Consider the following 17,411-nt stretch of genomic DNA (forward strand, 5'->3'; position numbering starts at 1 on the left):
TTCCGGTATAGCATGAGAATTGCAATTGTCGATGACCTCGATGCGGAGCGCGCGCAACTGAAGGAGCGCCTGGTGCGGCAGCTGCGCGCGCGCGGCACAGAGGCGGAGCTTCTGGAATTTGACAGCGGAGAGGCTTTTCTGGCGGCAGAAAACGAGCAGCGTTTTTCCGCCGCATTTCTGGACATTTACATGGAAGGCTTAAGCGGCATGGAGACGGCAAAGGAGCTGCGAAAAACCGATGCAGACTGCCTTCTGGTTTTTACCACGACCTCGACAGACCATGCGCTCGAGGGCTTTCAGGTGCGGGCGCTGCACTATCTGGTCAAGCCCTTTTCCGAAGCCGAGCTTTCTGCCCTGCTGGATGAGATGCTCTCAAAGCTTCCGCGCCCCGAGCCGATTCTGACGGTGAAGGTCGATGGCAGTGACATCCGTTTGTGCTACCGGGATATCGTTTCCGCCGAGCATTTTGCCCACATGATCAGCATCCGCACCACCGCCGGCAAAACGCTTGCCACGCGCCAGAGCTTCAAGGCGTTCACAGAGCCGCTCAAAAAAGACCCTCGGTTTTTCGTCTGCGGTCGCGGTGCAATCGTCAATATGGAGAACGCTGCCGATTTTCAGGATGCCGCCTTTTGTATGACGGACGGCAGCCGCATCTATGTCAGTCAGGAGCTTTTAAAGGCAGCCCGGCAGGCATTTATGGAGTTTCTGTTGCAAAGGGGGCGTGTGGGTTGAAGGACCTCCTGCGCCCGATTTTGGAGCTCACCGTGGTCTTTCCGGGTCTGCTGCTCGCGTATTTTCCGGTGCGCTCTTATTTGAAGCAGCCGCCCGCAAGGCTTGCGGCATGGGCAGTGCCGCTGCTGCTCGGGCTTTGCCTTGGCGGCGGACTGCTTTGCTATTGTTTCAACAGCCCGACTGCGCTCCCCCTGCTGGTTATCACACTTGCGGCGAGCCTTCTGTATGTCAAAACATTGCAGACCTCTCTCTGGAAGTCCGGAACGATTGCGCTGGCGGTCTGCGCGGTATTCGCCTGCCTGAACAGCTTATCCCGCGCCATCGGCACGGCGATCACACTGCGGCAGCAGCTGCCGCCGGATAAGCCGTGGTTCTGTTTTGCTGCCTGCATTTTTTATAATGCGGTCTGCTGGCTGATCACTGCCGCAGCGTATTATCCCGCCACCCACGCAGTGCGCATGATGGTGGAGGATGATAACTTTGCGCAGACATGGTATGCGTTCTGGGTGCTGCCGCTTGTGTTCATTCTGCTGAACCTTTTCATGATCCCGCGTTACCCGACGACGCTTCAGACCGGGCGGGTCTTGCAGGTCTACATCGTTATGAGCATCGCGCTTTTGTTTTTGATGCTCTTCTTCAACGCGATCTTCCTTCTTATGGCGATCAGCATCAACCGGAACGCGAGATTGCAGCAGGAGAACCAGTTTCTTTCCATGCAGCAGCAGCGCTACGAAAGCCTGAAAGCCGCCATCGAGGAAGCCCGGCAGGCACGGCACGATATGCGCCACCAGATGAATCAGCTCTCCGCGCTGGCTGAAGCGGGAGATTTGGACGGTCTGAAGGCTTATCTTGCAAAAACCGTCTCCCGCATCCCGGAGCTGGATATGAGCTTTTGCGAAAACCGGGCGGCGGACAGTGTTGTAGGCTATTACTGTGCCCTTGCAAAGCGTGAGGGAATCCCCTTCTGTGCCAAGCTGGATCTGCCGCAGACGCTTCCCGTGGACGAGATCGATATGTGTCTGGTGCTGTCGAATCTTCTGGAAAACGCATTCGAAGCCAGCCTTCGCACCGCTCCCGCCCGGCGGAAGATCGAGGTCACCGCGTATGTCCATGCCGCGCGGCTCGTGCTGATCGAAGCGGAAAACGCCTTTGACGGGGAGATCAACGAAAATAGCGGAGTTTTCCGCTCGTCCAAGCGCAAGGGAAACGGCATCGGAATCCAGTCCGTCCGCCATATCGCAGAAAAATCCGGCGGGGCAAGTACGGTTACCTATCAGGACGGTCTGTTCTGCGCAAAGGTCATGCTTCGTGGATAATTATGTCCAGCCTTTCCAAAACGGCACGACTACAAATTTCAGCAGTCTCGCTTCCGGAAATCCCTGTATGTACCGGATCACCGTTTTTGCAAAGATGTTGGATGTTGTCGTGTTCCAATCTGCCAGTTTTACTATCTCGGCTGTGCCGTTCTCAAAGTCAAACCGCAGCTCGCCCCATTCGCCATCGTTGTCTACCAGATATTCGTAGACAGCGGCGGTAATCGTTTCACCTGTTTTCCGACACTCCGTCTGCCGCAGAGAAATTGTGTGTGCGGGATTGATCTTCGTTGCTTTTGCCGTGCTCGTCGGAAGGGCGGGTTTTTCCGAAATCCCCATCTCAAACGGCACGACCACGGATTTCAGCAGCCTCGCTTCCGGTAAGCCCTGAACAAACCGGATCGCCGTTTTTGCAAAGATGTTAGATTTTACCGTATCCCAATCCGCCAGCTTTACGATCTCCGCTGTGCCGCTTTCAAAGTCAAACCGCAGATTACCCCATTCGCCGTCGTTGTCCGCCTGATACAGGTAGACCGCGGCGGCTATTTTTTTGTTCCTTTTGCGGCACTCGGTCTGTTTCAGCGTCACGGTATGGATCACACCGCTTCCCAGCATCTTCAGCCGTACTGCGTGCCACGAGCTGTTTTTCGTTCAACAGCGGAACGGACACTGTACGCCCATCAACGTGGAGGGCGCACTCTAGGACTGCACCAGTTTTCCGGCCACATCCGCCAGCTGCTGGCCAAAACTTTCGCTTTGAACGCCATAGTTTTCTGCCAACATAGACCTGACCGGCTCTTTCAGGGATTCATTGATCTGCCACAGGTCCGGGTACAGGGCGTTTCGCCGCGGTGCCGTATCAGACACATCAAAGACATAGTGCAGGCGCGGGTATCCGCCGGATTCATCCAGCAGCGCAATGCCCTTGGAACCACGCCGGACGTAACGGTTCATGCACCAGCTGACAAGATAACCGTTTCCCTCCCAATAGCCATCTTGGCGGTTTGTCGCACCGAGAACTTTTGCATAAGCAGCCCCGACTGAGGGCTTTTCTGCGATTACTAAGCGATAAGACAATAAGTATTCCTCCATTTCTTCTTGATTTTTTCGCAAAATTCACTTGAAAAAGCATATCGCTTCGGCTAAAATGTAATCATATGAAAAATCAGCCGAAACAATTGAAAGTAGGTGATGAACGTGAGCTATATTACCAGAAGTCTTGAGAAAGTTGTGCAGCAGGTCACGCAGGAATATTCGGTTGTGCTTGTGACCGGCCCCCGGCAGGTAGGAAAAACAACTATGCTGCAAAAACTCATGGAAGGAACTTCCCGTGGATATGTTTCACTGGACGATTTGAACGAGCGGGCACTCGCAAAAAATGATCCGGAATTGTTTTTGCAGCTGCATAAGCCGCCTGTTCTGATTGATGAGGTTCAATATGCACCGGAACTATTTACCTATATCAAAGTCTATGCAGATACTCACCATGAGCCGGGTGCCTTTTGGCTGACCGGGTCACAGGTGTTCAAGCTGATGCACGGGGTACAGGAATCACTTGCCGGGCGTGTTGCAGTGCTGTCAATGACTTCTCTTTCGCAGTCAGAAATAAACGGTGCAGATACCGAGCCATTCCGTGTAGATTTGGACGCTCTGCTGAACCGCGAGGAAAAAGCTGTGCCCGCAGATACCAAAGATATCTTTGAGCGTATCTATCGGGGCTCCATGCCCGCTATTGCAAGCGGAAAAAATACCAACAGCCAGATTTTTTACAGCAGCTACCTTTCTACCTATATTGAACGCGACGTAAAAGAGCTTTCAGATGCCATCGATGCACTGAAATTTCTGCGTTTCATGACGGCGGTTGCGGCCCGCTGCTCGCAGATGCTGAACGTTTCTGAGATTGCACAGGATGCGGACATCAACCAGAAGCAGGCAAAAGATTGGCTGCACATTCTGGAAACACTGGGTATCATCTTCTATCTGCACCCCTATTCCAATAACCTTCTGAAGCGTTTGGTAAAAACCCCAAAGCTCTATTTTTATGATACGGGATTGGTCTGCTATCTGACCAAGTGGAGCAGTGCAGAGGTTCTGGAGTATGGTGCCATGAACGGTGCAATCCTCGAAAACTATGTTGTTTCCGAAATTGCGAAGACCTATCTGAATACCGGCAGAGAGCCGTTTTTGTACTACTACCGCGACAAAGATGCAAAAGAGATTGATATTGTTCTGGAGCAGGATGGTGTTCTGAATCCCATCGAAATCAAAAAGACCTCGAATCCCGGCACCGAATTGACGAAGGTGTTCTCTTTGCTGGACAAAGCCTCTGTCCCACGCGGGAAAGGTGCTATCGTCTGCATGAAGCCAAAAGTCGGCATCATAGATCGAGATAACTATATCGTCCCGATTTGGATTATCTGAATTTCAATATGTAAGGCGGCAAACGCCGCCAGTAAAATTATTCTTCTGCGTTATCCCCCTCGCCGGGTTCCTCCGGCTCATCCTCCATCGGAATCTCAAAATCGCCCTTGTCCTCGGTGTAATCTGCATCGGGGTCAAGGGCTTCTTTTTCAGCAGTATAGGCTTCGGCATCCTCTTCTTCCATCAGGGTCAGAAGGTCGGCTTCATCCACCAGATTCATGAAGTGGACGGTCTGCTGTCCCTTGGCATTACGGTCAATGACCAGATAAAAAGTCGCACCCGACTTGCTGACCAGCGTGATGAACTGCTGCCCGCTGCCATCGGAATAGCTGGTGTGGTAAATAATTCTTAATCATTGGTTTTACCTCACTTTTAGAAAATGAAAATCGCAATATGGCGAACCATTTCCTAATGTGCCAGTTCGTTCAAAACGAATTTTGGGTAATAAACCTGAAAAAGAAATATCATCATTTTCACAATACACACAACATAACTCTGGACAATCATACATTTTTGTTAGTTCCCAATAAATGCAATTATGCAAATTGAAGTGTATCTCTTTGCCATTACATTTAACCCATTCCGTTGTCCAACCGTCATCGGGAAAATTTTTTCGCATATGCTTTTTTACACCTAACCGATAGATGGTATATGCAAAAGGCATACTTCCTAACTTTTTCATTTCTTCTTTTTGAACGTTTGCGGCTTTATGGGTTTCGTTTCTAACATATTCTAACGCTTCATTTTGGTTTATACCCTCTCCTCGAAGTGCCTTGTAATAAGCCAACGTTGGAAATAGCTTTAATTGCAAATGATTTTGAATTGTGGCGTTATTGCGATAGTCGGCGTTATTCAGAAGTTCTTGATAAATTTTTTCTGCTTGCTCAAAAATCAGCTTTCCTTTTTCTTGCCCAAACTGTTGAATACAATCCACTTCTAAAAAGGGAAGCGTAGTTTCATTTAGTTTCATCATCATTTCCTCCCTTGAAGTGGCCTAAACCTTTCAAAATCTTTACAGCAACCTCTTTCATTACATCAGCTTTGACTACAGCTATTCCTTGTTCCTCATCGCCTAAAACGAGTAGCGTGTCTCCGGGATTTATGTCAAATATTTCTCGCGCTTCTTTGGGAATGACAATTTGTCCGCGCTCCCCAACCTTAACAGTTCCAAATATGTGCTTTCCTTTTGGCATGGACATTGTACAGCATCTCCTTAATTCATGTTTTTCATACTTACATGAAAAGTATACACCACTTCAAGAAAAATGTCAAATCACCTTTACTGATTACGGAATAATGGGAATAGCTGTCTTTCATATTGTGGTGTTACTTTATGGCACATGAGCATTGGCACCGGGGTTATCCGAGCCATAACCTTCCAGCAGATTTACTGCGCCCCAAACACCGAGACCGGCACCCAGAGCCACCACCAGAGTCTGCAGAACTTCCACAGCAGAGTTAAAGAATTCCATAGTCGTTTCTCCTTTATAATTAAAACCTTGCAGACCATGGCCTGCCATGCTACAATAGCCGCATCTACGGCCACCGGACAACAGGAAAGGAGTATCTCATGGCCAAAACTGCTGACACCATTGCCATCTATTCCCGCAAATCCCGCTATACCGGCAAGGGCGAAAGTATCGGAAATCAGATCGACCTCTGCCGCGAATATATCCGCACTCACTACGGCGATGCCGCTGCGGAACATGCCGTTGTCTTTGAGGACGAGGGCTTTTCCGGCGGCAACCTGAACCGCCCGGACTTCAAAAAGATGATGACTGCGGCCAAGGAACGGAAATTCAAGGCCATTGTGGTCTACCGTCTGGACCGCATCAGCCGCAACATCAGCGACTTTTCCAGCCTGATTGAAGAACTGGGACGGCTGGGCATCGACTTTGTGTCCATCCGGGAAAGTTTTGACACGTCCAGCCCCATGGGCCGCGCGATGATGTACATCGCATCCGTGTTCAGTCAGCTGGAACGTGAGACCATCGCGGAGCGCATCCGGGATAACATGCACGAATTGGCAAAGACCGGGCGCTGGCTGGGCGGCACGACCCCCACGGGCTATGCTTCCGAAAGCGTCAAGAGCATCACGGTGGACGGCAAGACCAAAAAGGCCTGCAAGCTCAAGCTGCTGCCGGACGAAGCAGAGATCATCTACAAAATTTTCGACCTCTACGAGCAGTACGATTCCCTGACCATGACCGAGACCGAGCTGCTGCGGCAGGGCATCAAAACAAAAACCGGGCGTTCGTTCACCCGGTTTTCCATCAAGTCTATTTTGCAGAATCCTGTCTACCTGATTGCAGACAAGGACGCCTATCAGTATTTTGTGGACAATGAGGCAGAACTGTTCGCCCCGGAGTCCGATTTCGACGGTGTGCGCGGCGTGCTGGCCTACAACCGCAGCGACCAGGAAAAAGGCCGTGCTACAGTCTACAATCCCATCAGCGAATGGATCGTTTCGGTGGGCGGACACCCCGGCATCATCTCCTCGAACCGGTGGATTCGGGTGCAGGAATCGCTGGAGCGGAACAAATCCAAGTCCTACCACAAGTCCCGCGGCAACGAAGCTTTGCTCACCGGTCTGCTGTGGTGCTCCTGCGGCAGCCGGATGTACCCGAAGGTCACCGGTCGCAAAACTGCCGACGGGCAGGTGGTCTTTCCCTATATGTGCAAACTGAAGGAGCGCAGCCGGAGGGAGTTATGTAATGTCCGGAATGCCAATGGCAATCTGTTGGATGCCGCCATCTGCGAACAGGTCAAGCACCTTGCCGACCATTCCAGCGACTTTATGAAGCAGTTGGAAAAGGCAAAGTCCGCCCACGCAGGCAACCGTTCCGAGTGTGAGACCAAGCTTTCTGCCCTGCGCAAGGAGCAAGCCGAGACGCAGCGGAAAATCAATGCACTGATCGATTCGCTCGCTGACTTCAGCGACAGCACCGCTGCTGTCCACCTGAAAAAGCGCATCGAGGAACTGAATGCACAGGATGCCACCCTGAGCTCCCGCATCCGGGAGCTGGAACGCCTTACGGACGAAGGCGTTCTGGCAGGGATGGAATTTGACCTGATGCGTCAACTGCTGACCGTGTTCCACGACAACATCGACCACATGACCGTAACCCAGAAGCGTGCCGCCATCCGCACGGTGGTGCGCAAGGTGGTATGGGACGGCAAGGTGGCGCATGTGGTGCTCTTCGGTTCACCGGAGGATGAAATCGACTGGACCACCTTCCCCGTAGACCCGGAGGATGACGAAGGCGGCGGCTCCGGCCCGGAAACGGATGGTTCCGATTCTCCGTCCGGCGTTCGCTGGGGTGAGGATAGCATTCTCAATGCATCTGCTGGCATAGGTCGCAAATCGCGCCTTGCGGGTGGTGTCAAAGGTATCCACGGCCTTCATCAGCCCAATGGTTCCAATTGAGATCAGGTCCTCCTGGTCGCCAGGCTGGGCGTAGTATTTCTTTGCCACATGGGCCACCAGCCGCAGGTTGTGCCGGATGATCTTCTCCCGCGCACTCCTGTCCCCCGCCCGCAGAGCCGCAAAGGTTTCGATCTCCTCCCGTGCACTGAGCGGCTTTGGGAAACTCCCCGCTTCCAGATGCAGCGCCAGCACCAGAAATTTTGTAGCGAAAAATTGCAGCAGCGTTAATAGCATACACAGCACCCCCTGGTGCTACTGTATGCTGTTGGAAGATCACAAAGTATTCCTCCGAATCCGGAGCGCAGGGATGGCATTCTGCAATTTTCCTGCGGGTTCGTTCGTATTAAGGATAAGGGACCGAATTTTGTTGGTAAAACGGAGGAACCATTATGGCGATCTTTGAAAAGACCATTCAAAACAAGAAATTTGATCAGCTGCTCTGGAAGTTGGAAAACGAAATTCCGGCCAGCAGCTGGTCGGCAAAGCTGGAAGCCGGAAGTGATTTCAAAGAGGGCGATGCCCGGTGCAGCGTCCGCGTCTTTGAACGGTACAGCGTGATGGGCGGTAATCGCCTGAGTCTGACGCTGACCATGTTTCAGAACGGGGACAGCCCGATCCGGTTATCCGCCATCACCGCAGGCGGCAGTCAGGCGGTGTTCTTCAAAGTGAACACCCTTGGAGAGGAATCCTTTTTGGAGGACGTAAAGGGACTGCTGGAAGAAATTTTGGAGGAGTAAGATGTTTTTCGCTGGATTTGATCTGTTGTTCAGCATCCTGTTTCCCATCCTGTTCCTTGTGGTTCTGGGCATGATCCTATACACCATCATCGGAAATATCCGCACATGGAATAAAAACAACCATTCGCCGCGGCTCACCGTTCCGGCAGCGGTAGTGGCAAAGCGCACGGAGGTCTCTCATCACCACACGGACAACACGATGATGCATACGTTTACCACCTATTATGTGACCTTTCAGGTAGAGAGTGGCGACCGTATGGAACTTACCGTAGACGGCTCAGAGTATGGGATGCTTGTGGAGGGCGACATTGGAAAGCTGAGTTTTCAGGGTACCCGCTATCTTGGGTTCCAGCGGAACTGAGTGTTTCTGCACTGCTGCCCAACTGGATGAATCGTAAGTTGAACAAGGCAGGATTACACACAAAAAAACATCTGCCGCCCCTTTGCCGGACGTAACAGCCTCCGACGCGGGGCAGCAGATGTTTTTCCTTTTTTACGATGCAGTCAGATTCACTCCGCAATGGGCATGGTCTGGTAGAACCAGTCCTCAATGGCCTTGCGGGTCCGGGCGAAGAACTGCTTCACCGGGCAGGCAGCGTCGCGGGCTTCCTGCTCCAGATCCGTGCCTGCGGGGAAATTGCGGATGACGGTATAAGCCACCGACTGCGGCGGCAGCGACATCATCACGGCAGGGTCGTGCACCACACAGATCTGCTCCCCCACTGCAAGGGTAGCGGGATCGGAGGTGGTCTTTTCGTCATGGTCCTGCCACTGGGTGCGCTCAGTGATCACCATTTCATAGGTCTCCTGCCCCTCTGCGGTCACCAGTACAGACTCCACTGTACCGTCCGCAGCGCGGCTGATCTCTTCTACCGTACCATAGTAGTAGAGCCGCTCCGAAAACAGTGCCGAGGCAGCGGGCAGTGCACTGACACTGAGCAGCAGCACTGCAAGCAGACAAAAGAACGAGCGATAGGTCTTTTTCATAAAAGCCTCCATTTTTCATGTTGAAGCGGAGCGCCCTCCGCATGGCGCTCCCGGATGCCTTATTCTAACACAACTTTTGTCGGATTTCTATATCCAGGCTTAACCGGCGGAAAAATATCGCAGAGGGCGGCCAATGATCACGTCTTTTCCCGAAAAAAGCAAGCCCGGAAGGCACACAGACCTTCCGGGCTTGCACTTTTGGCGATGCGCTGCGCGCATCTCAGACTACTTTACAGCTGGCAGGCGGTATCGTAGCCGGTACGGATGGCGTTGGAGATATCCGCAGCCTTGCCTGCGGCATCGCCGATGGAGTACACCGGGATGTTGGCAGCTTCCAGCGCAGCAGCGTCAAACTCGTTGGAGCGTGCGCCCATAGCCAGCACGATGTAATCGCAGGGGATGGTCACCTCTGCGCCGTCCTTGTTCTCACAGACAACGGCATCCATGCGGAACTCCTTGACCTTGTGGCCGGGGTACTGCTCCACGCCGTAGGTCTTGTAGTTCTCCAGCAGGGTAGGCAGAATGGTGGTGCTCTCGCCTGCTGCGATCTTGTCCATCATCTCGATGACAGACACCTTGCAGCCCCGGGCAGCCAGATACTCTGCGGTCTCGCAGCCCACCATGCCGCCGCCGATGACAGCCACGGTGCCGTAGACCTGCTGCTCACCGGCCAGCACCTTCCAGGCATCGGCCACGTTCACGCTGTCAATGCCGGGGATGCGGGGTGCGGCGCTGTGGGCACCCACAGCGTTGATGACAGCCTCAAAACCGGCATCCTTCAGCTGCTCTGCCGTGCGGGTCTGTCCCATGCACAGGTGCACCCCGGCATTGCAGACCGCGCGGATCAGATCCTGTGCGGCGCGGCGCATCTCCTCCTTGCGGGGAGGCACGCAGGCGATGTTCAGCTGACCGCCCAGAGAGGTGGTCTTTTCAAACAGGGTCACATCATGGCCGCGCAGGGCTGCCACACGGGCTGCTTCCAGACCGGCAGGGCCGCCGCCCAGGACAGCGATCTTCTTTTTCTGCTCTGCAGGCTGGATGCTGCGGCTGTTCTCGTAGCCGTTCTCTGCGTTCAGCACGCAGGAGAGGAACTGGCGGTTCTGGATGGCATCAGTGCAGCCCTTGTTGCAGCTGATGCAGCGGCGGATATCGCAGGCCTTACCGGCAGCGATCTTTGCGCCCCAATCAGGGTCTGCCAGCAACGGACGGCCAACAGCCACCATATCAGCCATGCCGCTCTCGATGACACGCTCTGCCATCTCGGCATCCACGATACGGCCCACGGCGCTGACCGGCACATTGACAGCCTTTTTGATGTCCCCGGCGATCCTGACAAAGAAGCCGTAGGGCTGCACACCCATGGGAGGAATGGTATCCGCCATGTTGCCGGTGTGGTTGGCCTGGGCAACGTGGAACATATCCACGCCGTCCTCCACCAGCCACTGGGCAAACTGCACGGCGTCGGCCTCGTCGATGCCGCCCTTGCCCCGCTGCGGGGTAACGATGGACAGCTTGTAGTCGATGATCATATCCGGCACAGCCTTGCGGATGGCGCGGGTCAGCATGCGGGCAAAGCGGACCCGGTTTTCCAGACTGCCGCCGAACTTATCGGTACGGTGGTTCATCCGGGTGGAGCACAGGCAGCCGTTCAGGCGGTCGCCGTGGATCTGGATCACATCCACACCGGCCTTCTGGGCACGCACTGCGCAGGCGCACATCTTATCGATGATGGACATCAGCATCTCCTCGCTGGCCTCATCGGTAAAGAACATCATATCGTGATGCAGGCGCTGACGCATCTCGTCAAACTTTTTCTGCATGAACAGGCTGTTGATGGCATCCACATCGTACTCCGGGTGGAAGAGCTGGACACCCAGCTTGGTGCCGTAGGCGTGAACGCTGTCGGCCAGCTCCTTGAAGGCCGGGATCTGGCTGTCGTCAAACAGCTTGGGGGTGGGAGAAAAGCTGTTGATGGGTGCCACATCGCCCAGAACGATGTAACCCACGCCGCCCTTTGCCAGACGGGTGTAAAAGCCCATGTCCTGCTCGCTGATCATGCCGTTCTTCTCGTAGCCAGTGGTCAGCGGGGGGAACATGATGCGGTTCTTAAAGGTCTGTCCACCCACTACAATGGGCTGCAGGATCATGTTTTCCATACAAATGCCTCCTTACAGATGTGCTTTGATGAATGCGGCGGTCTTTTCCTCCACGGCGGCACGAGCGGTCAGCGTGGCAAAGTTGTGTCCGCCGCCTGCAATGGTATCCACCTCGGGTGCGGTGTAGCCCTCGGCATAGCGGCTGCAGGTGCCCTCGTCCACCAGACGGTCATCGTCGGCCCGCAGCAGAAGCACCGGGCCGTTGTAGCCCTTGGCCTCGGTAAAGGGATCGGGGTGCTTGGCCATCTCATAGTTAAAGGCCATCTTGTAGCACAGACCCTCCATGTCGGCGTAGTCCTTGCCGGTCTGGGTCACACCGTCGGCGCGCTGGGCGCAGCCGAACCACATCCCTGCGCCCGGGCACAGCAGGATCAGGCCGTGGGGCTGGATCACCGGAGCGCAGGAGGCAGCAATGTAGCCGCCCATGCTCTGGCCGGAGAGGAACATCTTTTCGCTGTCCACATAGGGCTGCTGGGCTGCCCATGCAAAGATATCCTGTGCATCGGTGTGCAGGCCGTCGAAGCTCATATCCTCGAACTCGCCGTCACTCTCGCCGTTGCCGTAGAAATCAAACCGGGCGCTGCCGATGCCCTGCGCTGCCAAAGCGCGGGACAGGTGGGTGTACATGGACTTGTAGCCGCTGCAGCTGCCGGCAAAGCCGTGCAGGTGCACCACAAAGGGCACCTTGCCCTCCGTATCAGGCAGGGTCACGATGCCGCGCAGGGTGTGGCCATTGCGGTTTTGAAACTGGACCTGTAAGATCTTCATTTACTTGCTCTCCTTTGCGGCACGGCGAGCCTTCAGCTCGGTCAGCATCTCAGCAGTCTTCTGCTTGGTCAGGGGGTAGACGAAGAACAGGATGGCAACTGCAATGCCGTAGCCCAGGAAGTAGACGCCGGTGTAGCTCTTCCAGATAGCGTTCACAACGCCTGCGGTCTGCACAGCGCCAGCGGTAACGTTGTAGCCGATGGCCCCCAGCACAAAGCTGGACAGGCTGCCGGAAATGGCGCTTGCAAGCTTGCGGAAGAAGGAGTAGGTGGAGTAAACGATGCCCTCGTTGCGCTCGCCGGTCTGCAGCTCGTGGTAGTCGATGGCGTCGTTGACCATGGCCCAGATCAGCACCTGCATGCCGGAAGCGCCCAGATAGCAGATACCGTTGATGACGATGAAGGCCACGGGGTTATGGACGGGGAAGAAGAACAGGATGCCGAACACGATGGCGGCAAAGCCGGCACCCATGCAGCACCACTCCTTCTTGCCGAACTTGTTGGCCAGAGGCTGGGTGATGGCAAAGGAGAGCACTGCATACAGCACGCTGAGCATACCGGAAACGGCCTGGATCTTGACGTTGCCGAAGAAGTCCTTGTACAGGTAGGTGTTCAGGCCGTTGACCACAGATGCACCGATCATGCCGGTCAGGCTGAAGAACATCACGCCCAGCAGAGCCTTGTTGTGAGAGATCTCCTTGAGAACATGCAGGTAGTTCAGCTTTTCGCCCTGCGGACGCTCAGGCACTTCCACACGCTCCTTGCACCACACGCAGGTGATCTGCAGGCACAGCAGGCCCAGCAGGGCGCAGATGCAGGCCAGCATCAGGAAGCGGCCAGCCACGGGCTTGTTGTCCACATACAGGAACAGGGGGCCGATCATGACCATGACGGTCATGAAGATGGTGCCGCCCAGGCTGCGGTAGCGGGACAGGGCGGTGCGCTGGCTCACATCATCGGTCATCACGCTGGACAGGGTGCCGAAGGGCACGTTGACGCAGGTGTACAGTGCCTCATACAGCACATAGGTGATGAACATGTAAGCCAGACGCAGGCCGTAGTTGATGTTGCCCACATTGACAAAGCCCAGCACACAGAGCACTGCCATGGGGAACGAGAAAGCGCGGATCCACGGGATGAACTTGCCGCCCTTGGTGGCCTTGCGGGAGTCCACGATTGCACCGATGATGGGGTCATTGACGGCATCCCAGATCTTGGTGACCAGCAGCAGGATACCCACATGGAAGGGGTTGACCTGCAGGATCAGGGTGTAGAAGATCGACAGATACATGGCGCGGTACTGCTCCGTGAAGCAGCAGCCCAGATCGCCCAGTGTATAGCCGATCTTGTCCTTCATGGAGAAGGGCCGAACGGTCTTTTTCTGGTCCATTGCGTTTTATCCTCCTTAAAAACAGATGAAACCACGAGGCTTTTCACACAAGCCTCTTCTCTTCAATTGTATTATACGTTAATTTTGCGTCAAAGCATATCCAAAAAATGATTGAAAACTATCGCAAATTGATGTATTATGCAATTATGACAGTTGTACTTTTCAGTTGTGTACAACAAATTGTCGCATCTGACAGTTCCACGGAGGAAATTTTGGTGAATTATACAGCCAAACGTTATCTTTTTGAACAAAGCACGGTTCGGGAATTCTTTTCCGGCGCGTATTATGACCTGTTTCTGGTCATCCGGGGCAGCGGTGTGTTCCGGTGCAGCGAGGTGGTGCTGCCCGCCCAGCAGCAGAACCTGATCATCCTCAAGCCCGGGCAGGGCGGCAGGCTGGAATATGCCGGAACCTACGGCCCGCTGGAGATCATCCGGGTGCAGTTGTCTCCCCAGATGCTGGCGCAGTTGTCGGATGAGGACACTGACTTTGAAAAAAGCTTCAACGTGGTGCCCTTCCGGCAGGTGGCTGTCCGGCCGGACAGCCAGATCTATATGCTGCTGAAGAATCTTGCCCGGAAACTGCTGGTGCTCCCCCAGGAGAGCAGCCAGTTCGGCGCGGCGGCGTTCGAGCACGGCATCCTGCAGATGTTCGTGGTGCTGGCACTGCGTGCCTGCATCCATGCCGAATTCCACACCGCTTCGGTCAGCCGCCACCACCTGATGCTGGATGAGGTATTCCTGTTTATTCAGGCGCACCTCACCGAGGAACTGACGTTGGATCGTCTGGAAAAGGAGTTTTTCGTCTCCCGGGAGCATATTGCCCGGGAATTCAAACGCCAGACCGGCCAGACCGTGCACCGCTACATCGTAAAGGCCCGGCTGGACCGCTGCTGCACCCTCATTGAGCAGGGCCTGCCCATCACCGAGGTGTACAAGACCAGCGGCTTTGGGGGCTACAACCACTTTTTCCGCGCCTTTAAAAAGGAGTACGGCATGACACCCAAGGAATATTTCAGCACCACCCGGCAGGATGCCCGGGGATGAACCTTTGCAAAAGAAGTCCCGGCTGCAATTTTTGTGCAGACTGAAACGTATCCTGTATAAAACGGCAGCTGCCGTTTTTCAACGAACGATCTCCATTGCTGACAGGAGGGAAGCTCTATGAAACTTTCTGCTGATTATCGTGCCCTTGCGCTGGATGCCCTGCGTGGCAGATGGAAGACAGCTGTTCTGGCCGGACTGATCGCCAGTTTGCTGGGAGCCAACATTGTGAGCAGCTCAGACAGGGTCATCTCCAACATGAGCCAGAACGCCAATGGCGACACCCCGGGGGTTGCCGGGCTGCTTTCTACCGGCAGCGGCGGCGTGCTGGCGGTTCTCGTGGTCTGCATCCTTGCCTGGGCAGTGTTCACCGTCATCGTGAGCGGTGCGGCGCGGCTGGGCTACGCCCGGTTCAACCTGAACCTTGCAGACGGCAGGGACGCTGCCCTCTCCGACCTCGCTTCCCAGAAGCACCGCCTGTGGGACGGCTTCTGCATGAATTTCCTGCAGGGGCTTTATGTGGCGCTCTGGTCGCTGCTGCTGTTCATCCCCGGCGTGGTAAAAGCCTACAGCTATGCCATGACCCCCTATATCATGGCCGAGCACCCCGGCCTGACGGCCAACGAAGCCATCACTGAATCCCGGCGCATCATGGACGGCAACAAGTGGCGGCTGTTCTGCCTCGATCTCAGCTTTCTGGGCTGGGAGCTGCTCTGCACCCTGCCCATGCTGATTGGTTTCTCTCTCGTCTTTGCCTTTACCCACTCGGCGGATACGGTCCTTGTTCTGCTGATCCTGCTGTCCATCCCGCTGAGCGCCGGCTTCTTCTTTCTGCACCCCTACGAGGAAGCGGCCTGGGCGATCTTTTACCGGGATATCACCGCTGCACCTTCTGACACCGAGGAAATCCGAGAATGAAACACACCGCCTGCTATCACCTGCCCGGACTGTTCGAGTTCTACGAGCTCTACCGCCTGTTCCTGCCCCTGTTCCGGGAGCACCGGGAATATTTTTATGACTGGTGCGAGATCGGCTCCATCTACGGCGCGCCGCCGGACTGCATCTGGGGCGGGGGCCGCGTGGAGGCCGGGGAGCACTCCCCCGCCGAAGTTCTGGCTCTGACCCAGGAATACGGCATCTCTGCCCGGCTCACATTCAGCAATTCCCTGCTCCGCCCGGAGCACCTCTCAGACCGGAAATGCAACGCAGTGTGTCAGCAGTTTGCCCAGCGGGGCACTGTGCAGAATGGGGTCATCGTCCACTCCGAGCTGCTTTTGAACTACCTGCAGCAGCATTACCCGGAGCTTTATCTCGTATCCTCCACCACCAAGGTCCTGACGGATTTTCAGGCGTTTCAGGCAGAGGTCCGGCGGCCGGAGTTTCGGTATGTCGTGCCGGACTTCCGGCTGAACAAGTCCTTCGATGTCCTGAATGCACTCTCCCAGCCCGAAAAGGACAAGGTAGAATTTCTCTGCAACGAGTGCTGCTGGTTCGGCTGCACCGAGCGCAGGCGCTGCTACGAAGCCGTCAGCCGCAAAAATCTGGGGGAGGTCTGCGAACATCGGTGCACTGCCCCCGGCGCGCAGGAGGGCTACCGCTTTTCCAAGGCGATGGAAAACCCCGGGTTCATCGGCACTGCGGACATCCGGGAGCGCTATCTGCCGTTGGGTTTTTCCAATTTCAAACTGGAAGGGCGCGGGCTGGGCAGCGCGCTGGTGCTGGAGTTTCTGCTCTATTATCTGACCCGGCCGGAGTATCAGATCCACGTCCGGGAGGCGATCTATCTGGACAACATGCTGGACCTCTTTTAAGGGTTGCACCACCGGCGCAGTGTGGTATAATCAGCATAACAGAGCACTTGCAAGCGGCGCTCTGTTCCGTCCAATCCAAGTCAGGAGGAGATCGTTATGGAATTCACTCAGCTTATTGCACAGCGGTATTCCTGCAAAAATTTTGGTACAGGCAAGGTAGATGCCGCGGCACTCCACACCATTCTGGAAGCCGGTCGGCTGGCACCCACCGCCAAGAACACCCAGGAACAGCGCATCTACGTCGTTCAGTCCGAAGAAGGGCTGGCAAAGATCGATGCTGCCACTCCCTGCCGCTACGGTGCCCCCGTTTGTCTGGTGGTCGCCTATGACAAGAACCACACCTTTACTTACCCCGGCGAGCGGATGAACTCCGGCATGGAGGATGCCGCCATCGTGGCCACCCACCTGCTGCTGGGCGCTGCCAATGCAGGCGTAGACAGCTGCTGGGTCAACTTTTTTGACCCGGACAAGCTGGCAAACGCGCTGGGTTTGCCCGAAAACGAGGAGATCGTGCTGCTCCTTGATCTGGGCCACGCTGCCGAGGGTGCAGGCCCCCTGCCCAACCACAGCTCCCGCAAACCTCTGTCCGAAACCGTCACCTTCCTGTAACCATCACAGGGATGC

The 17,411-nt window shown here is 55.2% G+C and carries 19 protein-coding genes and 2 pseudogenes; 10 read left to right on the forward strand and 11 right to left on the reverse strand.

Features of this window, described 5'->3' with window-relative positions:
* Positions 1-12 precede the first annotated feature (12 nt).
* Complete coding sequence (locus D3F01_RS02340) at positions 13-735, forward strand: LytTR family DNA-binding domain-containing protein (RefSeq protein ID WP_242885810.1); 723 nt, start codon at positions 13-15, stop codon at positions 733-735.
* Entirely contained in the window at positions 732-2,051 is a 1,320-nt protein-coding gene (locus D3F01_RS02345; RefSeq protein WP_117536126.1) for a sensor histidine kinase, read from the forward strand. The genes D3F01_RS02340 and D3F01_RS02345 overlap by 4 nt, the downstream gene beginning before the upstream one ends.
* Here the strand turns inward: D3F01_RS02345 and D3F01_RS02350 are convergent, their stop codons facing one another.
* Positions 2,052-2,648 carry a hypothetical protein gene (locus D3F01_RS02350; protein WP_242885812.1) on the reverse strand — a complete coding sequence of 199 codons (597 nt, stop codon included), beginning with the start codon at positions 2,646-2,648 and terminating at the stop codon, positions 2,052-2,054. It abuts the gene before it with no gap.
* Between the two features lie 99 nt (positions 2,649-2,747).
* Positions 2,748-3,125 (reverse strand): hypothetical protein, encoded by a 378-nt coding sequence (locus tag D3F01_RS02355; protein WP_179860366.1) that lies wholly within the window; start codon positions 3,123-3,125, stop codon positions 2,748-2,750.
* A gap of 120 nt (positions 3,126-3,245) precedes the next feature.
* Here D3F01_RS02355 and D3F01_RS02360 point away from each other — a divergent pair, with 120 nt between their 5' ends.
* Positions 3,246-4,469 (forward strand): ATP-binding protein, encoded by a 1,224-nt coding sequence (locus D3F01_RS02360; RefSeq protein ID WP_242885814.1) that lies wholly within the window; start codon positions 3,246-3,248, stop codon positions 4,467-4,469.
* 37 nt (positions 4,470-4,506) lie between these two features.
* On the opposite strand, the pseudogene D3F01_RS02365 reads toward D3F01_RS02360, so the two are convergent.
* The 4 genes and pseudogenes from D3F01_RS02365 to D3F01_RS02380 form a co-directional block, all read right to left on the reverse strand.
* Positions 4,507-4,809: pseudogene (locus tag D3F01_RS02365) on the reverse strand (DUF4366 domain-containing protein); the annotation flags it as partial.
* Between the two features lie 21 nt (positions 4,810-4,830).
* Entirely contained in the window at positions 4,831-5,439 is a 609-nt protein-coding gene (locus tag D3F01_RS02370; RefSeq protein WP_242885816.1) for an L-2-amino-thiazoline-4-carboxylic acid hydrolase, read from the reverse strand.
* Complete coding sequence (locus tag D3F01_RS02375) at positions 5,426-5,668, reverse strand: AbrB/MazE/SpoVT family DNA-binding domain-containing protein (protein WP_097770648.1); 243 nt, start codon at positions 5,666-5,668, stop codon at positions 5,426-5,428. The genes D3F01_RS02370 and D3F01_RS02375 overlap by 14 nt, the downstream gene beginning before the upstream one ends.
* A gap of 132 nt (positions 5,669-5,800) precedes the next feature.
* Entirely contained in the window at positions 5,801-5,941 is a 141-nt protein-coding gene (locus D3F01_RS02380; RefSeq protein ID WP_117505164.1) for a Maff2 family mobile element protein, read from the reverse strand.
* Positions 5,942-6,039: 98 nt separating this feature from the next.
* On the opposite strand from D3F01_RS02380, the gene D3F01_RS02385 reads away from it, so the two are divergent.
* Positions 6,040-7,896, forward strand: a complete 1,857-nt coding sequence (locus D3F01_RS02385; RefSeq protein WP_242885818.1) for a recombinase family protein — start codon at positions 6,040-6,042, stop codon at positions 7,894-7,896.
* On the opposite strand, the pseudogene D3F01_RS02390 reads toward D3F01_RS02385, so the two are convergent.
* A pseudogene (locus tag D3F01_RS02390) lies at positions 7,849-8,130 on the reverse strand (sigma factor); the annotation flags it as partial. The gene D3F01_RS02385 and the pseudogene D3F01_RS02390 overlap by 48 nt on opposite strands.
* A 155-nt stretch (positions 8,131-8,285) precedes the next feature.
* Here D3F01_RS02390 and D3F01_RS02395 point away from each other — a divergent pair.
* Positions 8,286-8,633 (forward strand): DUF6054 family protein, encoded by a 348-nt coding sequence (locus D3F01_RS02395; protein ID WP_242885820.1) that lies wholly within the window; start codon positions 8,286-8,288, stop codon positions 8,631-8,633.
* A 1-nt stretch (position 8,634) separates the two neighbouring features.
* Complete coding sequence (locus tag D3F01_RS02400; RefSeq protein ID WP_097770644.1) at positions 8,635-8,994, forward strand: DUF2500 domain-containing protein; 360 nt, start codon at positions 8,635-8,637, stop codon at positions 8,992-8,994.
* 149 nt (positions 8,995-9,143) lie between these two features.
* Here the strand turns inward: D3F01_RS02400 and D3F01_RS02405 are convergent, their stop codons facing one another.
* From D3F01_RS02405 to D3F01_RS02420, 4 genes are all read right to left on the reverse strand, one after another.
* Positions 9,144-9,620 carry a hypothetical protein gene (locus D3F01_RS02405; RefSeq protein ID WP_156182308.1) on the reverse strand — a complete coding sequence of 159 codons (477 nt, stop codon included), beginning with the start codon at positions 9,618-9,620 and terminating at the stop codon, positions 9,144-9,146.
* A 230-nt stretch (positions 9,621-9,850) separates the two neighbouring features.
* On the reverse strand, positions 9,851-11,776 hold the full coding sequence (gene bilR, locus D3F01_RS02410) for a bilirubin reductase, long form (RefSeq protein WP_242885822.1): 1,926 nt from the start codon (positions 11,774-11,776) through the stop codon (positions 9,851-9,853).
* Between the two features lie 12 nt (positions 11,777-11,788).
* On the reverse strand, positions 11,789-12,544 hold the full coding sequence (locus D3F01_RS02415; RefSeq protein ID WP_097770641.1) for an alpha/beta fold hydrolase: 756 nt from the start codon (positions 12,542-12,544) through the stop codon (positions 11,789-11,791).
* Positions 12,545-13,933 (reverse strand): glycoside-pentoside-hexuronide (GPH):cation symporter, encoded by a 1,389-nt coding sequence (locus D3F01_RS02420; protein ID WP_242885824.1) that lies wholly within the window; start codon positions 13,931-13,933, stop codon positions 12,545-12,547.
* A 215-nt stretch (positions 13,934-14,148) separates the two neighbouring features.
* Between D3F01_RS02420 and D3F01_RS02425 the strand changes: the two genes are divergently transcribed.
* From D3F01_RS02425 to D3F01_RS02440, 4 genes are all read left to right on the forward strand, one after another.
* Complete coding sequence (locus D3F01_RS02425; RefSeq protein ID WP_223453879.1) at positions 14,149-14,979, forward strand: AraC family transcriptional regulator; 831 nt, start codon at positions 14,149-14,151, stop codon at positions 14,977-14,979.
* Positions 14,980-15,096: 117 nt separating this feature from the next.
* Positions 15,097-15,894: a DUF975 family protein gene (locus D3F01_RS02430; RefSeq protein ID WP_242885826.1), complete on the forward strand. Its 798-nt coding sequence runs from the start codon at positions 15,097-15,099 to the stop codon at positions 15,892-15,894.
* Positions 15,891-16,787: a hypothetical protein gene (locus tag D3F01_RS02435; protein WP_242885828.1), complete on the forward strand. Its 897-nt coding sequence runs from the start codon at positions 15,891-15,893 to the stop codon at positions 16,785-16,787. Before D3F01_RS02430 ends, D3F01_RS02435 begins: the two co-directional genes overlap by 4 nt.
* Before the next feature lie 96 nt (positions 16,788-16,883).
* Positions 16,884-17,396, forward strand: coding sequence for a nitroreductase family protein (locus D3F01_RS02440; protein ID WP_097770636.1), 513 nt, complete (start codon positions 16,884-16,886; stop codon positions 17,394-17,396).
* The last annotated feature ends 15 nt before the right edge of the window (positions 17,397-17,411 follow it).

The sequence above is a fragment of the Faecalibacterium sp. BCRC 81149 genome, from assembly GCF_022750605.1.
Taxonomy (GTDB): Bacteria; Bacillota; Clostridia; order Oscillospirales; family Ruminococcaceae; genus Faecalibacterium; species Faecalibacterium duncaniae.

Excerpts from the sequence above, each read along its gene's own strand:
- D3F01_RS02340 (WP_242885810.1), top strand. The coding sequence starts at position 13 with ATGAGAATTGCAATTGTCGATGACCTCGATGCGGAGCGCGCGCAACTG.
- D3F01_RS02370 (WP_242885816.1), bottom strand. The coding sequence starts at position 5,439 with ATGAAACTAAATGAAACTACGCTTCCCTTTTTAGAAGTGGATTGTATT.
- D3F01_RS02375 (WP_097770648.1), bottom strand. The coding sequence starts at position 5,668 with ATGTCCATGCCAAAAGGAAAGCACATATTTGGAACTGTTAAGGTTGGG.
- D3F01_RS02380 (WP_117505164.1), bottom strand. The coding sequence starts at position 5,941 with ATGGAATTCTTTAACTCTGCTGTGGAAGTTCTGCAGACTCTGGTGGTG.
- D3F01_RS02385 (WP_242885818.1), top strand. The coding sequence starts at position 6,040 with ATGGCCAAAACTGCTGACACCATTGCCATCTATTCCCGCAAATCCCGC.
- D3F01_RS02395 (WP_242885820.1), top strand. The coding sequence starts at position 8,286 with ATGGCGATCTTTGAAAAGACCATTCAAAACAAGAAATTTGATCAGCTG.
- D3F01_RS02400 (WP_097770644.1), top strand. The coding sequence starts at position 8,635 with ATGTTTTTCGCTGGATTTGATCTGTTGTTCAGCATCCTGTTTCCCATC.
- D3F01_RS02405 (WP_156182308.1), bottom strand. The coding sequence starts at position 9,620 with ATGAAAAAGACCTATCGCTCGTTCTTTTGTCTGCTTGCAGTGCTGCTG.
- bilR (WP_242885822.1), bottom strand. The coding sequence starts at position 11,776 with ATGGAAAACATGATCCTGCAGCCCATTGTAGTGGGTGGACAGACCTTT.
- D3F01_RS02415 (WP_097770641.1), bottom strand. The coding sequence starts at position 12,544 with ATGAAGATCTTACAGGTCCAGTTTCAAAACCGCAATGGCCACACCCTG.
- D3F01_RS02420 (WP_242885824.1), bottom strand. The coding sequence starts at position 13,933 with ATGGACCAGAAAAAGACCGTTCGGCCCTTCTCCATGAAGGACAAGATC.
- D3F01_RS02430 (WP_242885826.1), top strand. The coding sequence starts at position 15,097 with ATGAAACTTTCTGCTGATTATCGTGCCCTTGCGCTGGATGCCCTGCGT.
- D3F01_RS02435 (WP_242885828.1), top strand. The coding sequence starts at position 15,891 with ATGAAACACACCGCCTGCTATCACCTGCCCGGACTGTTCGAGTTCTAC.
- D3F01_RS02440 (WP_097770636.1), top strand. The coding sequence starts at position 16,884 with ATGGAATTCACTCAGCTTATTGCACAGCGGTATTCCTGCAAAAATTTT.